The 17339-nt window shown below is 68.9% G+C and carries 13 protein-coding genes; 1 reads left to right on the top strand and 12 read right to left on the bottom strand.

Translation table 11 applies throughout. The features are described from left to right. Positions 1-84: 84 nt before the first annotated feature. The 5 genes from ABZ863_RS11545 to ABZ863_RS11525 form a co-directional block, all read right to left on the bottom strand. Positions 85-405: an STAS domain-containing protein gene (locus tag ABZ863_RS11545; RefSeq protein ID WP_358534094.1), complete on the bottom strand. Its 321-nt coding sequence runs from the start codon at positions 403-405 to the stop codon at positions 85-87. 3 nt (positions 406-408) lie between these two features. Continuing rightward, positions 409-2013 carry a SpoIIE family protein phosphatase gene (locus ABZ863_RS11540; protein WP_358534091.1) on the bottom strand — a complete coding sequence of 535 codons (1605 nt, stop codon included), beginning with the start codon at positions 2011-2013 and terminating at the stop codon, positions 409-411. Between the two features lie 68 nt (positions 2014-2081). Further along, positions 2082-2987: a non-homologous end-joining DNA ligase gene (gene ligD, locus ABZ863_RS11535; protein ID WP_358534089.1), complete on the bottom strand. Its 906-nt coding sequence runs from the start codon at positions 2985-2987 to the stop codon at positions 2082-2084. Further along, the gene (gene ligD, locus ABZ863_RS11530) at positions 2984-4411 is read right to left on the bottom strand and encodes a non-homologous end-joining DNA ligase (RefSeq protein ID WP_358534087.1); all 1428 of its coding nucleotides are present in this window, start codon (positions 4409-4411) and stop codon (positions 2984-2986) included. The genes ligD (ABZ863_RS11535) and ligD (ABZ863_RS11530) overlap by 4 nt, the downstream gene beginning before the upstream one ends. Before the next feature lie 31 nt (positions 4412-4442). Then, the gene (locus ABZ863_RS11525) at positions 4443-7658 is read right to left on the bottom strand and encodes a S8 family serine peptidase (protein WP_358534084.1); all 3216 of its coding nucleotides are present in this window, start codon (positions 7656-7658) and stop codon (positions 4443-4445) included. 207 nt (positions 7659-7865) lie between these two features. Between ABZ863_RS11525 and ABZ863_RS11520 the strand changes: the two genes are divergently transcribed. Next, positions 7866-8651, top strand: a complete 786-nt coding sequence (locus ABZ863_RS11520; protein WP_358534081.1) for a metal-dependent hydrolase — start codon at positions 7866-7868, stop codon at positions 8649-8651. Here the strand turns inward: ABZ863_RS11520 and ABZ863_RS11515 are convergent. From ABZ863_RS11515 to sbnA, 7 genes are all read right to left on the bottom strand, one after another. After that, complete coding sequence (locus ABZ863_RS11515) at positions 8648-8971, bottom strand: multicopper oxidase domain-containing protein (RefSeq protein WP_358534078.1); 324 nt, start codon at positions 8969-8971, stop codon at positions 8648-8650. The two genes, ABZ863_RS11520 and ABZ863_RS11515, sit on opposite strands and share 4 nt — an antisense overlap. A 327-nt stretch (positions 8972-9298) precedes the next feature. Then, positions 9299-10492 carry a type III PLP-dependent enzyme gene (locus ABZ863_RS11510; RefSeq protein ID WP_358534076.1) on the bottom strand — a complete coding sequence of 398 codons (1194 nt, stop codon included), beginning with the start codon at positions 10490-10492 and terminating at the stop codon, positions 9299-9301. Further along, positions 10489-12174 (bottom strand): IucA/IucC family protein, encoded by a 1686-nt coding sequence (locus ABZ863_RS11505; protein WP_358534074.1) that lies wholly within the window; start codon positions 12172-12174, stop codon positions 10489-10491. Before ABZ863_RS11505 ends, ABZ863_RS11510 begins: the two co-directional genes overlap by 4 nt. Continuing rightward, positions 12171-13715, bottom strand: coding sequence for an IucA/IucC family protein (locus ABZ863_RS11500; RefSeq protein WP_358534072.1), 1545 nt, complete (start codon positions 13713-13715; stop codon positions 12171-12173). The genes ABZ863_RS11505 and ABZ863_RS11500 overlap by 4 nt, the downstream gene beginning before the upstream one ends. Then, a complete protein-coding gene (locus ABZ863_RS11495) occupies positions 13712-15319 on the bottom strand; it encodes an IucA/IucC family protein (RefSeq protein ID WP_358534070.1) in 1608 nt (535 codons plus the stop codon). The genes ABZ863_RS11500 and ABZ863_RS11495 overlap by 4 nt, the downstream gene beginning before the upstream one ends. Beyond that, positions 15301-16299, bottom strand: coding sequence for a 2,3-diaminopropionate biosynthesis protein SbnB (gene sbnB / locus ABZ863_RS11490; protein WP_358534067.1), 999 nt, complete (start codon positions 16297-16299; stop codon positions 15301-15303). Before sbnB ends, ABZ863_RS11495 begins: the two co-directional genes overlap by 19 nt. Further along, positions 16292-17299 (bottom strand): 2,3-diaminopropionate biosynthesis protein SbnA, encoded by a 1008-nt coding sequence (gene sbnA, locus ABZ863_RS11485; RefSeq protein WP_358534064.1) that lies wholly within the window; start codon positions 17297-17299, stop codon positions 16292-16294. The genes sbnB and sbnA overlap by 8 nt, the downstream gene beginning before the upstream one ends. Positions 17300-17339: the final 40 nt, after the last annotated feature.

Here is a 17339-nt window from a genome sequence, read left to right as displayed (position 1 = left end):
CGGGCTTGTGCCACCCGTTTCGAACGGTATCCCAGCTCCGGCACTCGCGACGGGCCTCACTGCTGCTGAGTCCACACTGGACGCTCAGGGGCGGAGCCGCACCAGGGAGTCGAGACCGGAGAGCTCGATGATCCGGCGACTCGCCGAACCGGGCGGCGCGCTGATCTCGCACTGCGTCTGCAGCAGCCGCAACCGGTCCGCCAGCTCGAACAGGATCCGCAGGCCCGCGCTGTCGATGTAGGTCAGCCCTGCCAGGTCGAGTCGCACGGTGGCCAGGTGGTTGGCGATGGCAGCGAAGAGCTCGTCCTGCACGGTCTCGCTGTTGGAAAGGTCGACCTCGCCGGTGATCGCGATCTCGACCGTGTGCTCGTCGAGCGCCAGTACCTCGACGTTCGCTGACGTCATCGCCTATTCGCCACCCGTGAGCCTTCGGCGGATGTGCACAGTGGTGCCGTCCGGCCCGTGTTCGACGCGCAGTTCGTCGGTGAGCTGCTCCATGAGCTGCGTACCCCTGCCCCGATGCGTACCGCGGGGCGGCCTCCATCGTCCCGAGTCACTGATCGTCGCGAAGACGTCCCGGCCATGGGACCGCAGCGCCACGGTGAGCTCGCCGCCGGCGGGGCCGTAGGCGTGCTCGATGACGTTCGAGCCGGCCTCGCCGATGACAACCAGCAGATCGGCGATGTCATCGGGTGACGTGCCGACCGAGGGCAGCCAGCGCCGCAGCGTCGCCCGGATGTCGGCCAGTACCTCCGGGACGGCAGGAAACACCAACGTGATTGCGCCGAGTTCGCCGGTGTCCTGCCTGCGGACGGCGAGCACGGCGATGTCGTCGTCAGTCGGGTCGGCACCGACCAGCCGCGACATCACGGTCGAGCACAGTAGTTCGGTCGACCCCGCGCGGGCCGATTCGCGCAGCAGCCGCAGGCCGTCGTCCAGCGTCCGGTGCCGCCGCTCCACCAGGCCGTCGGTGTAGAACAGGACGGTCGACCCTGCGGGCACGTCGATCGTGGCGACCCGCCGCCGCACTGGCGTCGAACCGACCCCGACGGGCGGATCGACCGGCACGTCCAGGACGCTCGCGGGCTCACCGGGCACGATCAGCACCGGTGCGAGATGCCCCGCCAGTGACAGGTGCATCCGATCAAGGGAGGGCTCCCACATGGCGTAGGCGATCGTCGACATCGTCTGCGGCTCGAAGTGCCGCACGTGCTGGTCGACCTTCGACAGCACCTCGCCGGGATCGGCGGAGTCGAGCGCGTAGGAGCGTACCGTCGTGCGCAGCCTGCTCATCACCGTCGCCGCGGGGAGGCCCCGTCCGACCACGTCACCCATCGCGACGCAGAGCCAGCCCGACGGCAGCGTGAACACGTCGTACCAGTCGCCGCCGACGCCGCCGGCCTCGCCGGGGGCGTAGCGGGCGGACAGTTCGAGTCCGGGCACGTGGGGCAGCCGGGTCGGCAGCAGGTTGCGCTGCAACGCCGACGCCGCGGCCCGCTCGGCGCGGGAGAGGCGGCTGTGTGTCGCGAGCGCGAGCCGGTCGCCGACCACTTGCAACAGTTGCACGTCCTGCTCGGTGAACGGCCTGGGGGCGAGTGTGCCGATGTGCAGCACGCCGATCAGCTCGCCGCCTGCCAGCAGCGGTACCCCGGCCAGTGACGTGATGCCTTTCTCCCACAGCAGCGGGTTGACCACGGTCGTGGGCCCGACCTGCTGGATCATCAGCGGTTGGCGGGTTGCGGCGATGTGCCCGGCGAACCCCTCGCCGACGGCGATCCGGACGCCCTGCCGGACTTCCTCCTCGATGCCCGATGCCGCGGAGGCGATCAGCTGCTGGCCACTGCGGTCGAGCAACAGAACGGTCGCCGTATCGGCCGCGAGCAGGTCCCGTACCCGCACGAGGAGTTCGTTCAAAAGCTGTGCTGCGTCGAGGTGGGCCAGCGTGGTGTCCGTGACCGCCTCGATCCGTCGCAGGCGGTCCGCGGCGCTGTCCGAATCGACCGAGCTCGGCATGATGCGGAGCATAGACCCGCATTCTGAGGTCGGCAGCGCGCGAACGTCTGTCCAGCTCAGACGCATTCTCAGAGTTGCATGCGGTCCTCGGCGAGTAGCGGCTCGAACAGATCGCCGTGCTCGGCGACCCTGTCGAGCACGGTGTCGGCGGTGAAGACGAGGTCATCGGCGGTCTGGCACTCGGCGACCTCGTCCCACAGCAGCGGTGTCGACACGGTCGGCACCGGTTGTGCCCGCAGAGAGTAAGGCGCCACGGTGGTCTTCTGCGTGTTGTTCTGGCTCCAGTCGATGAAGACCTTGTGCGGGCGCAGATCCTTCGCCATGCGGGACACCACCAGCTCCGGCATCGCCCGCGCCAGCCGTTCGGCCAGGTCCTTGGCGTACTCTCGCGTCCGCTCCGCAGTGCTGACCCGCACCGGCGAGTAGAGCTGCATTCCCTTGGAACCGCTGGTCTTCGGGTACGCCTCGATTCCGTCCTCGGCGAGCTCGTCACGTAGCAGCAAAGCCACCTCACAGCATTCGACGATCGTGGCCGGTGGTCCCGGATCGAGGTCGAAGACGAGCAGATCGGGGTCGCGCCGCGCACCCCGCGGGCCGACAGTCCACTGTGGAATGTGCAGTTCGAGGCCGGCCAGGTTCGCCACCCACACCAGCGTCGCGAGGTTCTGCACCAGTGCGTAGTCTGCTTTGTCTGATCCCCGTGAGCTACCGGGTGTCTCGATGCACACGGTGCGCACCCAGTCCGGTGCATGGCGTGACACGTTCTTCTCGAAGAACGACTTGCCGGCGACACCGTTGGGGTAGCGCTTGAGTGTCAGCGGACGGTCCTTGAGGTGCGGCAGCAGGATCGGTGCGATGCGGGCGTAGTAGTCGAGTACCTCGCTCTTGGTGAAACCCGCCTCCGGATACAACACTTTGTCCAGATTGGACAACCGGAGCCGGTGGCCGTCGACCTCGACGAGTGCGTTGTTCATCGGCCCAGCTCCGCGGGGTCGAGATCGGGCCGAAGGCCTCGCCAGGCCGGTGCGCGCAGCCGGCCGTCCCTGGTCCAGTCTTTGAACACGACCTCAGCGACCAGCACCGGCTCCACCCAGTGGGCGCCTTTCGCGCGCTCGCGTGGGAGCTCGTCCGCGAACGGCGACGACGTCCGCTCCAGCTTCCGCAGCCGCGCGAGCAGGTCGCGCAGCATCTCCTCGGTGAACCCGCTGCCCACCTGGCCGACGTAACGCAGCCCGCCATTTTCCGGCACACCGAGCATGAGCGAGCCGAACGTGTCCGACCGCTTGCCCTCACCCGGTCGCCAGCCACCGATCACCACCTCGAGCGTACGAAGGTCGGTGATCTTGAGCCAGTCGCTGGTGCGCTGGCCGGGGCGGTACAGCGAGCTCAGCCGCTTGGCGATCACGCCCTCTAGCCGCTGTTCCGCGGCGGCGTCCACCACGGCTGCGCCACCACCGGCGAAGCTGGGTGACAGCTGCCAGCGCGGTCCGCCCAGCTCGAACTCGCTCAGCAGCTCCCTGCGCTGCGCGTACGGCAGCTGCAGGCAGGAACGGCCCTGCAGGTGCAGCAGGTCGAACACCAGATAGGTCACCGGCTGTTGGTTGGCCAGCTGTCTGGCCCGCTGCTCGCCGGCATGCATGCGCGCCTGCAGTGCCGCGAAGCTCGGCCTGCCCTCCCGCAGTGCGACGATCTCGCCGTCCAGCCACACCTGCGTGCTGCCGAGCTGGGCACCCAGCCCGCGCAGCTCAGGGTAGGTCGCGGTGATGTCGCCGCCGCGCCGGGAGAACAGCGTGACGTGGCCGCCCTCGACGCGGGCGAGTGCGCGCACACCGTCCCATTTGAACTCGTATGCCCATGCTTCGTCCTCCTCGGCGGGAGGCAGGCTGCCGGTCACCGCGAGCATCGGCGAAAGCAGCGCGGGCAGCGGGTCCCAGTCCGGATCCTGAGGTGGGTCGGACCGGATGACCTGCCAGTCCTCGCCGCTGCGGAAGAAGACGTACTTTCCCTCGACGCGGCTGCCGTGCAGTACGACCGACACCTCGCGCTCGGACCATTTGAGGGTCTCGTACCGGCCGGTGTCCCAGATGGTCATCCGGCCCGCCCCGTACTCGCCACGCGGGATCTCCCCCGAGAAGCTCGCGTACTCCATCGGGTGGTCCTCGGTGTTGACGGCCAGCCGCACCGTGCCCGGCTCCGTGGGCAGCCCCTTGGGGACCGCCCACGACACCAGCACGCCGTCGCGTTCAAGACGGACGTCCCAATGGAGGCGGCGAGCGTGGTGCTCGTGGATGACGAACGTGTCGTCGTCACCACGAGGCACCACCTCGCCGTCCGGCAGCGGTTCCGGCGTGCGCCCGGCACGCCGTTTCCGCCGGTACTCAGCTAGGTCTGGCGCCATACGACCGGTTTACCCGCTCGCGGCGCCGCGGTCACCCGCTGACCGACTCCACGATCACCGCGCCACTGCCGATGCGCAGGTCATCCGCACTGCGGACGGTCAGCACACCACGCAGGACCCGTCCCTCACCCGGTTGCCCCGCGGCGGTCACCGTCGCAGGAGCCGTCCAGGTCGAGCCCGTTGGCCGGGGCGCGTCGGTGTCGGTCACCGCGACCGAGCCGAGCGACGGGTTGGCGTAGAGGTCGAGATAGTCGTACTCGGTATTGCCCGATGGCACCGCGTAGCCGTCGATCTCCACGCGCCACGTGCCCGCGTCCGGGTTGCGGATCGTGACCGACTCCTCGGAGTCACCGCCTGCGCTGAAGCCCCACAGCTGGCACGAGCCGTTCGTACAGTTGTAGACGAACAGGTCGAGGTCGGCGCCACCATCGGCGGTGTTGCCGATGGTCGCGGTGAGCGCTGTCGAGCCCGCGGGCACCGTGAGGTCGTAGGTCTGCACCTCGCCGTCGCCGATGGCGGGCCGGTCGATCCGCGCACTGTCCAGCGGTGCGCCGGTCAGCCTGCCGGTGAACTCGCCGAGCGTGCTGGTGACCGTGTACTCGCGGGCCACCGGGACGCCCACCTCAGCCGAGGCGATGACGTCGGGGTTCGGGCTGATCGCAGTGCCCTGCACCGCGACCGTCAGCGCCCACGGAACCCGGGGTGCGTCGGAGGTCCTGCGGGCCTCCACCACGATCTCCCACACGCCTGCCATCGGGTCGGTCACCGACCTGCTGGTCGGCGAGCCCGTCGAGCAGCCGGCGCCCGCGTTCGGGTTGTAACAGCTCGTCGAGGCCGTCGGGTCGATCGGCACGCCCGTCGGGTCGAACCGCACGAACCGCACCTGGCCCGCGCCCGGCTGGTCACCGCCAGCCGCCAGGCTGACCTGCAGCGAGCTGGCGCCCTTCGGCACCCGCACGAACACGCTCGTCGCCTGGTTGCGCCCGATCGTCCCGGACGCGTGGACCTCGTAGTCGTCCGCGGCGGCGAACTCGTGCGGGACGAAGACCGTGTTCATGGTCCGCACGTCGATTCCTGTCGTGCGTGGGTCGTCCAGCTGGAGCAGCGCCGAATGGGCCCCTGGGCGTGCCGGGTTGATCCGCACGTCGAAGCTGACGGGCTGGTTCAGCGGCAGCTCCACCGAGCGCGCCGAGGAGAAGGTGCCGTCGTTGCCGACCCAGCTGACCTTGTACCGCACCGGGTTGTTCTTGCCGGTGGTCCTGGTGAGGGTGTAGGTGCGGGTGTAGGCCTTGCCCTGCGTGACGCCCTCGCGGTCATGGATGCCGACACCGGTGTTCGGGGTCTGCAACTGTCCGGACAGGACCGTGCTGACCGGCACCGACGTGGTCACCGCGTCCGTGAGCGGACCGCGCAAGGCGGTGAGCGCGCGCTCCGTGTCGATCAGGCCGGCGCCCTGGGCGTTGGCGTCGATGCCGTCGATGAACCGTGCGGTGGACGACATCGCCGAGCGCAGCGCCGCGACCGGCGGCCGCTCGCCCCTGTGCAGTGCCTTGTAGGCGCTCACCAGCAGGGCCGCCGCGCCGGTCGCCTGCGGCGCCGCCATGGACGTCCCGTTGAACATGCCGTACCCGGACGGCAGCGAGTAGGTACCTGCCACCGGCTCCGGCTCCTGCCACCGCGGGATCGTCGAGATCGCCGCGCCAGGGGCCACGAGGTTGGGCTTGAAGCCACCGTCCTCGCGCGGACCACGCGAGGAGAACGGGTGCAGCGACTCGGCGACCGGAGATTCGGAGCCGTAGTTCGACAGCCAGGTGTCGTCGGTGATGTAGGAGCCGACGCTGACCGCGTCGGTCGCGACGGACGGGTCACCGACCGAGTTGGCGCCTGCGCCGCTGTTGCCGGCGGAGATGAACAGCTGCACGTTGTAGGTCTCGATGACGCGGTTGTACAGCTCGGCACGCGCGTTGTTGCCGTCGTTGAGCGCGGGCAGCCCGCCGATGGAGATGTTGACGACGTCGGCGCCGTGGGTGGCGGCGTAGACCACGCCGTCGATCAGGCCGCTCGACGTGCACGACGAGGTCGAAAGGCAGACCTTCACCGACAGCACCTTGGCGCCGGGTGCGGCGCCGTCCATCCTGCCGCCGAACAGGTCGTTACCTGCCGCGATGCCCGCAACGTGGGAACCGTGCGCGGCCGCCGCGATACCGATGTTGACGTAGCCCGCCTTGTCGGTCTGCACCACGAACGGCATCCGCTCGGCGATCTCGGTGGCCGGGTCGTCGATGCCGAAGTAGCCGACGTCGTGCTTGACCGCGTAGTCGATCATCGGCTTCTCGTCGGTGAAGTCGCCGTCACCGTCGAGGTCGACGCGGACCTCCTTGGTGGTGTTGTCCTGCAGGACGCCCCACCGGTCCGTGCGGTCACCGTCGCGGTTGATGTCGCCGCCGGTCTCGCTGGCCGCCAAGCCGAGGTCGCCGGAGACCTCGGAGAACACCCCGAAGGTGAAGGTGCCCGCCGGCGCTGTCCACTCGCGGCCCGCGGCGGTGAAGGTGCCCGAGTAGGTCTGGCTCGACATCGGCACCCAGGTGCCGTCGCCGGACGTCGGTGAGTTGGCGTTGTACCAGTCGACGATCTTGCGCTCACCTGTGCTGGTGGTCGCGAGCGCGGGGTGTTCGAGGTCGACACCGGAGTCGAGGATCGCGATCGTGGTGCCGCGGCCGTCCCAGGACCGGAACTTCTGGCTGAACTGCGCGGCCTTGGTGTCGCCGGTCGGGAGGTACGGGTTGACCCGCGGGGTGTTCGCATTCGGAGCGGGCTGCGGCAACGGCTCGATCGCGCCAACGGGCGCCGGCTCGTCGCGCTGGATCAGTCCATCGACGTCGACCGCCTCCACCGAACGCAGTTTCGGCACCAGTTCGGCCTCGCCGATGGGAACCGTCACCTTGAGGTAGTCGAGCTCCGCATTGGTGGAGCGGACCACACCGCCGAGGGAACGGAGCTCACTCGCCGCATTGCCTGCGCGCCTCCGCTCCGCCGCGACGAGCATGGTGACCTCTGATCGCCCTGCGTTCTCGGCCTGTTCGAGCAGTGCCCGGTCCTCGTGGTCGAGCTGCCTCTCGTCACCCGGCACCGCCGGTGCCTGTGGCCTGGCCAGCGCCGCCGGTGCGCTGAAACCGAGCGTGCCGACGGCCGCGACGAGAGTCGTGATGCCGATTCGTCTCGACCAACGGTGTCGTCTGTCTGTCACTACCGCATACCTCCCGCGTAGGCGTGCCCGGAGCATCTCCAGGAGCGTCAACAACGTTTCACATCCGGACTCGGACAGGTGAAACTCCCAACTTTCGTCGGGTAGCTGTGCGTAACCAGTCTTGTGGTACCCGCGCACGGGCTGCGACGGCTTGTTCGTCAGACTGTCGGCCGGTCTTGATCATCCGCATTGGAGGACTGCCCGCCCATGATGGGTCGCACCCACGCGCTCACCGGCTGGTGCGCCGGACTCGCCGTCGCGCCCGCGGTCGGCATCAGCACGCTGGCGCAGGCACTGGTGTTCGCGGCCACGACCGCGGGTTTCGCGCTGCTGCCGGATCTCGACCACCCCGGTGCGCGGGCGTCGAAGCTGCTGGGACCGGTCACCGGCGGGCTGTCCTGGCTGCTGCGCAAGGCCTCCGCGGGCCTGTACGCGATCACGAAGGGCCCGCGGGACGAGCGGCGCGTGGGCAGCCATCGCCACCTTTCCCATACCGTGCTGTTCGCTGCCGCGCTCGGTGCCCTGACCTCGGCGGGCACGGCGGCGGGCGGGCCGTGGGCGGTCGCCGGCGTTGTGGTGTTCGGACTGCTGCTGGCCGAGGACGCCCTCGGTGACTGGCTGCTGCCGGTGTCCGGTGGCGCGATCATCTGGTGGGTCTACGAGAACAGTCCCGACCCGCTGGCGCAGCTCGACGGCGTCACTGGCCTGCTCGGCATCGCGGTCGCGCTCGGCTGCGTCACGCACTGTCTCGGCGACGCGCTCACCGAGTCCGGCTGCCCGTTCCTGTTCCCGCTGCCCATCGCGGGGGAGACCTGGTACGAGCTGAGGCCGCCGCGCTGGCTGCGTTTCCGTACTGGTAAGCGGGTCGAGAACGGACTGATCTTCCCGGTGTTCACGGTGCTCGCCGTCCTGCTGGTGCCGGGCGTGTGGCCCGCGCTCGTCGGTTTCGTGCAGGACACCTTCGGCGGTACGACGCTCGAAGCAGGCCACTAGTCCAGATAGGACAGTGTGGTCATCATGCCGGCCTGTGCGTGGTAGGCGTTGTGACAGTGCAGCATCCAGTCGCCGGGGTTGTCCGCCACGAAGTCGATGTCGAGTACCTGCCCCGGTAGGACGAGCACGGTGTCCTTGCGCGGGCCCGGACCGCTCGGGTGCGCGAGTTGCCCGCTCGGGTACGCGAGTTCCCCGCCCAGGTCGGCGAGTTCCCCGCCCAGGTCGGCGAGTCCCCCGCTCGGGTGCGCGAGTTGCCCGCCCAGGCCGGCGAGTTCCCCGCCCAGGTCGGCGAGTTTCGACTGACCCACCCGGCTCCGCATACGCGAGTCCCGCGGTCCGGTCCGCGAGTCCCCCGGTCTGGACGGTGAGTTGCCCGGTCTGGACGGTGAGTTGCCCGGTCCGGCACACGAGTCTCCTGGTCCGGCGGGCGAGTTGCTCGGTCTGGACGGCGAGTCCCCAGTTGCGGTGGCCCGGGCGGGTTGCCCGGTGCGGTCGCGCCCCCGGCTACCTGGGCGGGCATTTCGCGCGCTCGGGTGGGGTATTCGCGAGCCCGAGTGGGGGACTGGCGTGCCCGAGCGGGCCACTCGTGCGCCTGGGTGGGCAACTCACGTGCCTGGGTGGGCAACTCACGTGCCTGGGCGGGCAACTCACGTGCCTGGGCGGGGGACTCGCGAGCTGGAGTGGGGGACTCGCGCGTGGAAGATGTGGTCGGGGTGGGGGTGGCTGAGGAAGTCGTGGTGGGAGATCTCCCAGCCGTAGGCTCCGGCGTAGGGGAACTCCAGGACATCGCCGGCCCGCAGCCTTTCGACCACAACGTCCCGGGCAAGGACGTCCTTGGGGGTGCACAGCTCCCCGACAACGGTCACCGGTTCGCTACGCACGTACGGCCGGGGGAGATCGGCAGGCCATTCGTCAACGGCACGAACACTGAACGGGTGGCTGTGCTGCCATGAGGCGGGTAGCCGGAAGTGGTGCGTCCCACCGCGCACCAGTACATAGTGGACACCGTGGTTGCGCTTGACGTCCAGCACCTCGGTCAGGTAGCTGCCACACGCCGCCACGAGGAACCGGCCGCATTCGAAGTCCACCTCGCGCCAGTGCGCGGGAAACGTCCGCACCAGCTGCTCGAGGCCCGTGGTGAAGCGCGCCCAGTCGAACTGGGCAGCGAGGTCGGCGTAGTTGACGCCGATTCCACCGCCGACGTTCACCACCTCACAGTGCACCCCGAACTGCGCCTCCCAGCGAACAACGGTGCTGCGGTACAGCTCCAGCAGGTCGAGATGCGCCTCGGCGGAGAGGTTGTTCGACAGCGAATGCAGGTGGAAGCCGGTGAACCTTACGCCAGGAAGTTCCACCGCGGCCCGTACCGCCTTGGGCAGCTCGGACTCATCGATGCCGAACTGTGTCGGCTTGCCCGCCATCGCAAGCGTTGCCGGTGGAAACGGGCCGGCGAGGTTGACCCGCAGCAGCACATCGGCGACCTGGCCCGCACGGGTGGCCGCCGCGGAGACACGGTGCAACTCCAGCACGCTCTCGACATGCAGCCGCGTCACGCCCTGCCGCAACGCCTGCGCGATCTCGCTCGGCGTTTTCGCCGGGCCGCCGAACAGTACGGGTATGTCGGCGGACACCGCACGGGCTTTCGCCAGTTCGCCGCCCGAAGCGACCTCAAACCCAGCCACCAGCGGCGCCAGCGTGCGCAGCACCGGCTGCGCACTGTTGGCCTTCATCGCGTAGAACATGCGACAGCGCTCCGGCAGCGCCGCGACGACTTTCGCAACGTGGCCGGCAAGCGCGTCGAGGTCGTAGACGTACCGGCACACCGGCTCCCGGCCGTTCATGACCGGGACAGTGGGTTCGGCACCTGGTGCACCCGCAGCTCGGTGTCCGGCAGCAGGCGGCGGCTAGTGAGCTTCTCCACCGCGACCGTCGGTGCGAAGACGTCGAACAGCGGATCGGGGAACCGCTCCAGATAGGCACGGATCGTCCTGCGCATGATCGCCCAGAAGTCTTGCTCTGCCAAGCCGTATGCGTCGGCGAGAAAGATCGCCAGCTCGCCGATGTTGATGAAGAAGAACGCGTCCAGCATGAAATCCGCCACCAGAGCGGGATCGTCGGTCTCGACGAAGGAGTTGCGATTCTGGTGGTACGCAGGCGTTTGTCGTAGCGGTGGGCAACGGTGCGGCTCGGCAAGGTGTGTGCGGGAAAACCTGATGCCGTCATGAAAATCGCGCAACGCCACCCGGCTCGGCCAGCCGTCACGGTGTAGCAGAACCATGTTCTGCGCGTGCGCTTCGAGTGCGAAACCATGCCAGCACAGTAGGTGCACGATCGGGACCACGGCCACCTCGGCGAGCTGCGTAACCCAGTGAACGAGCCCGTGCTGCTGTACCCAGCCGTCGATGAGCGGGGTGCCGTCGAGTTCGCGTGCGGTGAGCCCGGTGAACGGCACGGCGCCCTCATCCGGGTCCAGGTGTGGATGCAGGCTTTCCCGCCAGATGCACGCGAGCGTGCCGTAGGTCTCCTGCCGCAGCAGGTCAGCTGTTGGTGGCGGGTTCGCTGCGACGCCAAGCACCTCGCCGAGCAGGACGGTACGTAACTCGTTGCGCAGGAACGGGTCCTCGCCAACGAGGCCGCGCAGCCAGTCGGAGATCAACGGTGCGTTGTGGACGGTGTGTGGTGCAAGTACCCGGCTGGTCGAGGTGTTCACCAGCGACATCGCGAGCTTGAGGTACGGCCGCCGTGGATCGTCCACACACGACAACGTGCGGATCGACTGCTGCGCACGGAACTCGTGCGGGTCGGTGCCGAGTACCACCAGCTCGCCGGAGCGCAGCTGCTCGGCGAAAGCACGTGCCACATGTTCACGCCACTGCCACGGATGCACGGGCAGCAACGTGTATTCGGGCGCTGGCGCGGTGAGTGCACCGCCGAGCTGACGCTCGAGGAAGTCCGTCTCGCGAATGCAGGCAGAAGCGGTGACCTCCGCGATGTCGCGGTGCACGGCGAGCCACAGTGGACGGATGGGATGTGCGAACTCCGGGCCGTAGGCGAGATTGTCGGTGAGGTCGAAACCGATGCGCGACTTGTAGGCCGGGTGGTAGGGGTGCCCGTCGGTGATCGCTCCTTCCAGTGTGTCGAAGTCGGCGTCGGCCAGCGTGCCGCGGCGGGCGTACTGCGCGATCGTGTCCTTGACGAGCGTTTCCTCCAGTTCACGCGCGAAACGTGCCAGGAGCTCCGCGTCGGCATCGAGACCGTCCCGGATCTCGCCGAGGAAACCGGTGATCGATGACGGCTCCACCCCTTCTCGCAGCACCTCGTCGACGGTGATCCTGTCGAATGTGTACCGTCGGCGGCTGGTGACGGTGTACCGCACGCCCTCCTTGCACTCGATGACATTCCCGTTCGGCGCCCGGAGCGCACCCTCGTAGAGCAGCGATTCGAGCAGTTGGCGGAACACCCTGCGGCGGACGTGCCGGAAGCTCGGTGCCGTGAGGGCCCGCTGGAGGAGGTCTGGGGTCATGGCAGCTCCCGCAATGGGTTGGGGACGTCGACGTACAGCGGCCGCTCGCCGTGGCCGGCGAACCGGCTGATCAGGTTGGCCTTGGCCGGCAACACCGGCGCTGCCAGCAGCTCTGCCGCCTCCGGCCAGCTGGAAGCGACCTCGCGTGCCACCGCCCACAACTTCTCCTCGCCGGCCGTGGTGTACCGGCCGAGCACGTGGATCACGTGACCGAGCTGGTTGGTGACAGCGTGGTACTGCAGCCGCAGCCACGCCTCGGCGTCGTCGTAGAGGGCAGGGCTGTGAGCGGCGAGCAGGTCATGCGCCAGTCGTGTCCGGCTGACCGCCGCGCCCTCCAGGTCACGTACCCAGAACTGCACTGGCCAGCCGCCGTCAGTGCACAGCAAGGAGTTCTGCACGTGTGCCTCGAAGCTCATGCCGTCACTGGCGAAGACGGCGAGCAGCGGCCGTAGCGCGATGTGAAGGTAGCGGCGCAGCCACTCGAGAACGTCACCAGCTTGCTGTACACAATGGATCAGCTCGGCTGGATCGTCGAGTAGACCGGCGAGTACGCGCGGTGAGGAACCATTGTGGACAAACGGGTTCTCCCGGTAGAGCACAGCGAGCTCCGCGGCGAGCTCCGCGCCGACCACGCGTGGATCCACCGTGCGGTAGCCGGTCTCGCGCAGCACACCGAAGCCTGGGTGAGCCGGTAGGTGCCCGGCGAGCAGGCTTGCGTCGGTGGCGCGGCGCAGCTGCTCGGACGGGTTGTTGCGGATGAAGTTGGTGACGCGTACGTGCAGGGGCAGCTTCCACGCGGTCGGGAACTGGGGATCGCACACGGTACGCACCGAGGACGTCGGGTAGACGGGTCGGCCGAGCGGCCCAAGCGGCACCAGACCGCCCTCCCGAACCAATGCCGTCACAGCCGGCCGGCGAAGCAGGTGCGCGGCCTGCCACGGATGTGCGGGCAGCGCCGCGTATCCGTCCGGTATGGACGTTGCGACCTCGTCCGGCACCCACGGGCCCGGTGTCACCCGCACCTCGGCGACCAACTCGCCAGCCACCGCGAAGTAGTGCGGTACGAACTGTGCACCCAGTTCCGGCGCGTAGCGGTCGAGATCGTTGTCCGCGAAACCCTCGGCGCTCTTCGGCGTGGGATGGAACGGGTGACCGAACAGGACGTTCTGCTCGGCGCGCCGGGTGATCGCGTGCGGAGTGATTGCCGGGGCGGGCCTTCCGTGCGCGAGGTAACGGGCGGTGCGGTCGACGCTGTTGCGGATCGCGCCGGTGAGCTCGGCCGCGCCCGGATATCCGGTCGTGGCCTCCAGTTCGGCCAGCAATGCCCTGATCAGGTCCTCATGGCCGGGGACGGTGACATCGGCGTAGGCATGGTGGCCGAACGGCGATCGGTGGCACACCTGGACGATGACCGTCTGCCCCGTCGCCGGCAGCAGGATCGGGAGTTCGCCGAGTGGCACGTCGTGCACCCCGGTCTCGCGCAGGTAGGCATTGAGCAGGCGCTGCCGCGCCGCGCGCTGGGCAGCGGCCAGTGCACTCACGGCAGGAGCGGGTTCGGAACCCGGCCGCTGCCCGCGGGCATGCTCACGCCCGCCGAGCGGCCCTGGCGCAGCAGCGGGCCGAGGACGTGCCGGCTGGGCCACGTCGGGGAACGCAGCAGCAAATGTGCCACCTCCGCCGGCAGCTCGATGCGGTCCAGGCAGACGTCCAGTGCCAGGCGAAGTTGCGTCCACAGCACGTTCTCCGTGATCCCGTAGTGCAGGGACAGCGCATCGGCGATCCCGTAGAGGTTGACCTGGAAGCCGAGCGTCTGCAGGTAGCCGACGAGCTCGGCAGGCTCGTCGAGGCGCAGTGACTGGCGGGTGCCCGGCTTCACGCGGTAGCCGGGGTCCGGAATCCCCGCCACGTCCATCCACTGTGGAGTGATGCGAAGCGTGTCGTGATCCCGCAACACGAGCCGATCGGGCATTCCGTCCCGTAGCGTCACGGCGACATTCTGGCCGTGTAACTCGGGAAGGACGCCGTAGCGCAGAAAGCCCAGCGCCATGGCGCAGAACCGCTCAGCCAGCCGCCGGAAGAACGCCACGGGTGCGCAATGCCAGCCGCTCGCGTAGAGCACGGGCGCGGCGAAGGCGCCCATGGGCACCGGATCGCCCGCATCGCGCGGGTAGTCGCGGACCTGCGCGGCAAGGTGCCCAGGCCGGTCGGCGAACTCGTCACCTGCCCAGCCGCACCAATTGCGTTCGTCGCAGATGGCCACCAGTTCGGCCAGTGCCGCGTCGCGCGCGAGGATCGTGCGCATCGTCCGCTCGGCACGTGCACCATTGTCGAGGTAGCGCGGCGGCAACAGCCGTGCGGCGCCGAGGGTGGCGATGCCCAGCGGGAGCTTGACATGCCGTACCGGGTCGGCGCTGACGAGTGTGCGCAGGGATGCCGTCGGCCAGAACCGGCCTACCCCGCGTGCGACGGGGCGGATCACGTCGGCCGACAGCTCGTCGGCGAACTCGCGCGGAAGTACGTGCTCGAACTGCCACGGGTGCACGGGTAGCACGCGGTACGCCGGGTCCAGCCCGGCGGTGACCCGCGCCCGGTCCGCTGGGGAGAGCAGGAGCGTCGGCAGATCGCAGTGGGTGTCCCCGAATCGCAGCCGTTCGGCGGGGACGGCGACCCAGTCCAGGCCGAGCGGTTCCCTGCGTGCTGTGCCGTACCGCGCGAGCTCGGCCGCCGTCCAGCCGACAGCGGCCCGTGAGGTCGGGTGGAACGGGCGATTTCTGGTGGCAGCCAGGCGTTCCCCGGCGAGCAGGCCCAGCGGCTCGCCGGGGAACGTGGTGGTGACCACGGCCGCATGCTTGCTCGCCGTGTGCACGTCGGCGGCTACCTGTGCCGCGTACGGTTCGTCACTGGCGACGAGCCGGACCAGCTCCTCCGCCGTGACCACGCTGTTCCGATGCCGCACCTCGCCGGCGAAACGTACTCTCTGCAGTGCACCGCCGTCTCGCACGCGGACCCGGATCTCGCCGACGCGGTACCACTCGCCTTCCAGCACCCCGTCGCCGAACCCGCACAACCCTTCCCGGATCAGCGCGTCGACCAGGTCGCCCAGCACCTGATCGGCAAAGTCGGTACCTAGTAGAGGTTCAGCCATGTGCCGATGCCCCTGGCCTTGGCACGGGTGTAGACCTCGGCGGCGCACGCGATGTCCTCCACCGCCATGCCCATCGGGTTGAGCAGGATGATCTCGTCGTCGCTTTCTCGGCCAGGACGGGTACCGGCTAGCACCTCGCCGAGCTCGGCATGCAGCTGCTGACGTGAGAAGGCACCCTCCAGCACCAGCTGGTTGATGATCTTCTTCTCCCGGTTGCATTGGTCCCAGTCGTCGACAACGACCTTGTCCGCGTTCAGGAACACGTCCTTGTGTACGTCCATGATGGACACATTGGATAGGAAGGCGCCAGGTTTGAGCCAGGAGAAGGCAAGGTAGGGCTGGTCGGTCACCGTGCACGGAACGACGACGTCGCCTGAACGGACAGCGTCCTCCGCGCTCGGCGCGATGCGGACGTCAGCTCGGTCACCGATCCGTTCGGCGAGCGCGTGAGCTGCCTCGGGGCGTTGGTCGTACAGGTGAATGGTCGCGATATGGGGGAACAGCTGCAGCAGCGCGGTGAGTTGTGTGCTGCCGATGACGCCGCAGCCGATCAGCGCCACGTCGGTGAAGTCGCGCCGCGCCAGGTGCCGTGCCGCCAGGCAGGTCACCGCGGCGGTGCGCCAGGCACTGATGAGGCTGCCCTCGAGAATGGCGATCGGGTAGTTCGTGGCGGGATCGTTGAGCACGATCACGGCGCTGGCCCGCTCGCGCCCGGACGCCGGGTTGGCTTGCTTGCTGCCGATCCACTTCAGACCGGAGATGCCGGGATCCCCGACGTAGGCGGGCATCGCGATGATCCGGTCGGCGATATGGCCCTGGCCGACACGCAGATACGGCTTGAGCGGTTGTACCGTCCTGCCCGCGGCATGGGCAACTAGCGCGGTGTGCAATGCGCCGACGTAGAGCTCGGCGTCCGCGCCGCCGACGGCGGCGACGTCGCCGCGGGTCAGGTACAGCAGGCGGGGATCGTTGTCAGGCAACGGTTTCTCCTTGGCGGTCGTCCCGGCGGGCACGGGCGGCGGCCAGCCAGTCGTCGTCGTAGACCAGGTCGAGGTAGCGATCACCGCGGTCAGGGAAGATCGCGACGATCCGGCACGGCTTCGGCAGGTCGGGCAGTGTTCTGGCGATCGCGGCGACCACCGAGCCCGTCGAACCGCCCGCGAAGATCCCTTCCCTGGCGAGCAGTTCCCGGCAGCCCAGTGCGGCGTCCACGTCGTCCACGTGTACCACCTTGTCGATCTCGGACGGCCGGCACAGTTCCGGTATCCGGCTGGAGCCGATGCCGGGAATGTCGCGCCTGCCCGGCTTGCCGCCGAAGATGACCGAACCCGCTGCGTCGACCGCGACCACACGCAGCGCCGGGAACCGTTCCCGCAGCCTGCGTGCACAGCCGAGGATGCTGCCGGTGGTGCTGACGGCGGCGAACAGGTAGGCAGGCGGGCGCACGAGCTGGGCGGCCAGTTCCGCGCCGGTTCCGTGGTAGTACGCCTGCCAGTTGCGGTCGTTGGCGTACTGGTTGATCCAGACGGCGTCCGGGTCAGCGGCGAGCAGTTCGCGCACCCGGCGGATGCGGGTCTCCAGGTAGCCGCCCGCCTCATCGACCTCGGACACCTGTTCCACCTCGGCGCCGAGCCTGTGCAGCAGGGCGAGGTTGGCGGTGGTGGTCTTGGGATCGACCACGCACGTGAACCGCAGCGCGTGCACCCGCGCGGCGATGGCGAGCGCAATCCCGAAGTTGCCCGAGCTGCTCTCGATCAGCCGGGTTCCCGGCCGGATCGAACCGTCCCGCAGGCCGCTTTCGACGATGTAACGGGCCGATCGGTCCTTCATGCTCCCGCCGGGGTTCATCAGCTCCAGCTTGGCGATGACCTCGACGTCCGGGTCGGGAAACAGGCGCCGCAGCGCCACGACGGGGGTGTTGCCGACACAGTCGAAAACGGATTCGCCGACGGACTCGGTCACGGACGGGGCTGCGGTCACTGGACTCCTCGGCTCGGCAGCGCACACTCTATAAGGCAAG

Origin of the sequence: Saccharomonospora sp. NPDC046836 (genome assembly GCF_040645195.1) — a bacterium.
Taxonomy (GTDB): Bacteria; Actinomycetota; Actinomycetes; order Mycobacteriales; family Pseudonocardiaceae; genus Prauserella_A.
Note: the sequence above shows the minus strand (reverse complement) of the source record. Positions and strands in the feature narration are given on the sequence as shown.

What these genes read in the sequence shown, in the direction of transcription:
- ABZ863_RS11540 (WP_358534091.1), bottom strand. Translation starts at nt 2,013, where the DNA reads ATGCCGAGCTCGGTCGATTCGGACAGCGCCGCGGACCGCCTGCGACGG.
- ligD (WP_358534087.1), bottom strand. Translation starts at nt 4,411, where the DNA reads ATGGCGCCAGACCTAGCTGAGTACCGGCGGAAACGGCGTGCCGGGCGC.
- ABZ863_RS11545 (WP_358534094.1), bottom strand. Translation starts at nt 405, where the DNA reads ATGACGTCAGCGAACGTCGAGGTACTGGCGCTCGACGAGCACACGGTC.
- ABZ863_RS11510 (WP_358534076.1), bottom strand. Translation starts at nt 10,492, where the DNA reads ATGAACGGCCGGGAGCCGGTGTGCCGGTACGTCTACGACCTCGACGCG.
- ABZ863_RS11505 (WP_358534074.1), bottom strand. Translation starts at nt 12,174, where the DNA reads ATGACCCCAGACCTCCTCCAGCGGGCCCTCACGGCACCGAGCTTCCGG.
- ABZ863_RS11495 (WP_358534070.1), bottom strand. Translation starts at nt 15,319, where the DNA reads ATGGCTGAACCTCTACTAGGTACCGACTTTGCCGATCAGGTGCTGGGC.
- ABZ863_RS11515 (WP_358534078.1), bottom strand. Translation starts at nt 8,971, where the DNA reads ATGCGGAGCCGGGTGGGTCAGTCGAAACTCGCCGACCTGGGCGGGGAA.
- ABZ863_RS11520 (WP_358534081.1), top strand. Translation starts at nt 7,866, where the DNA reads ATGATGGGTCGCACCCACGCGCTCACCGGCTGGTGCGCCGGACTCGCC.
- ligD (WP_358534089.1), bottom strand. Translation starts at nt 2,987, where the DNA reads ATGAACAACGCACTCGTCGAGGTCGACGGCCACCGGCTCCGGTTGTCC.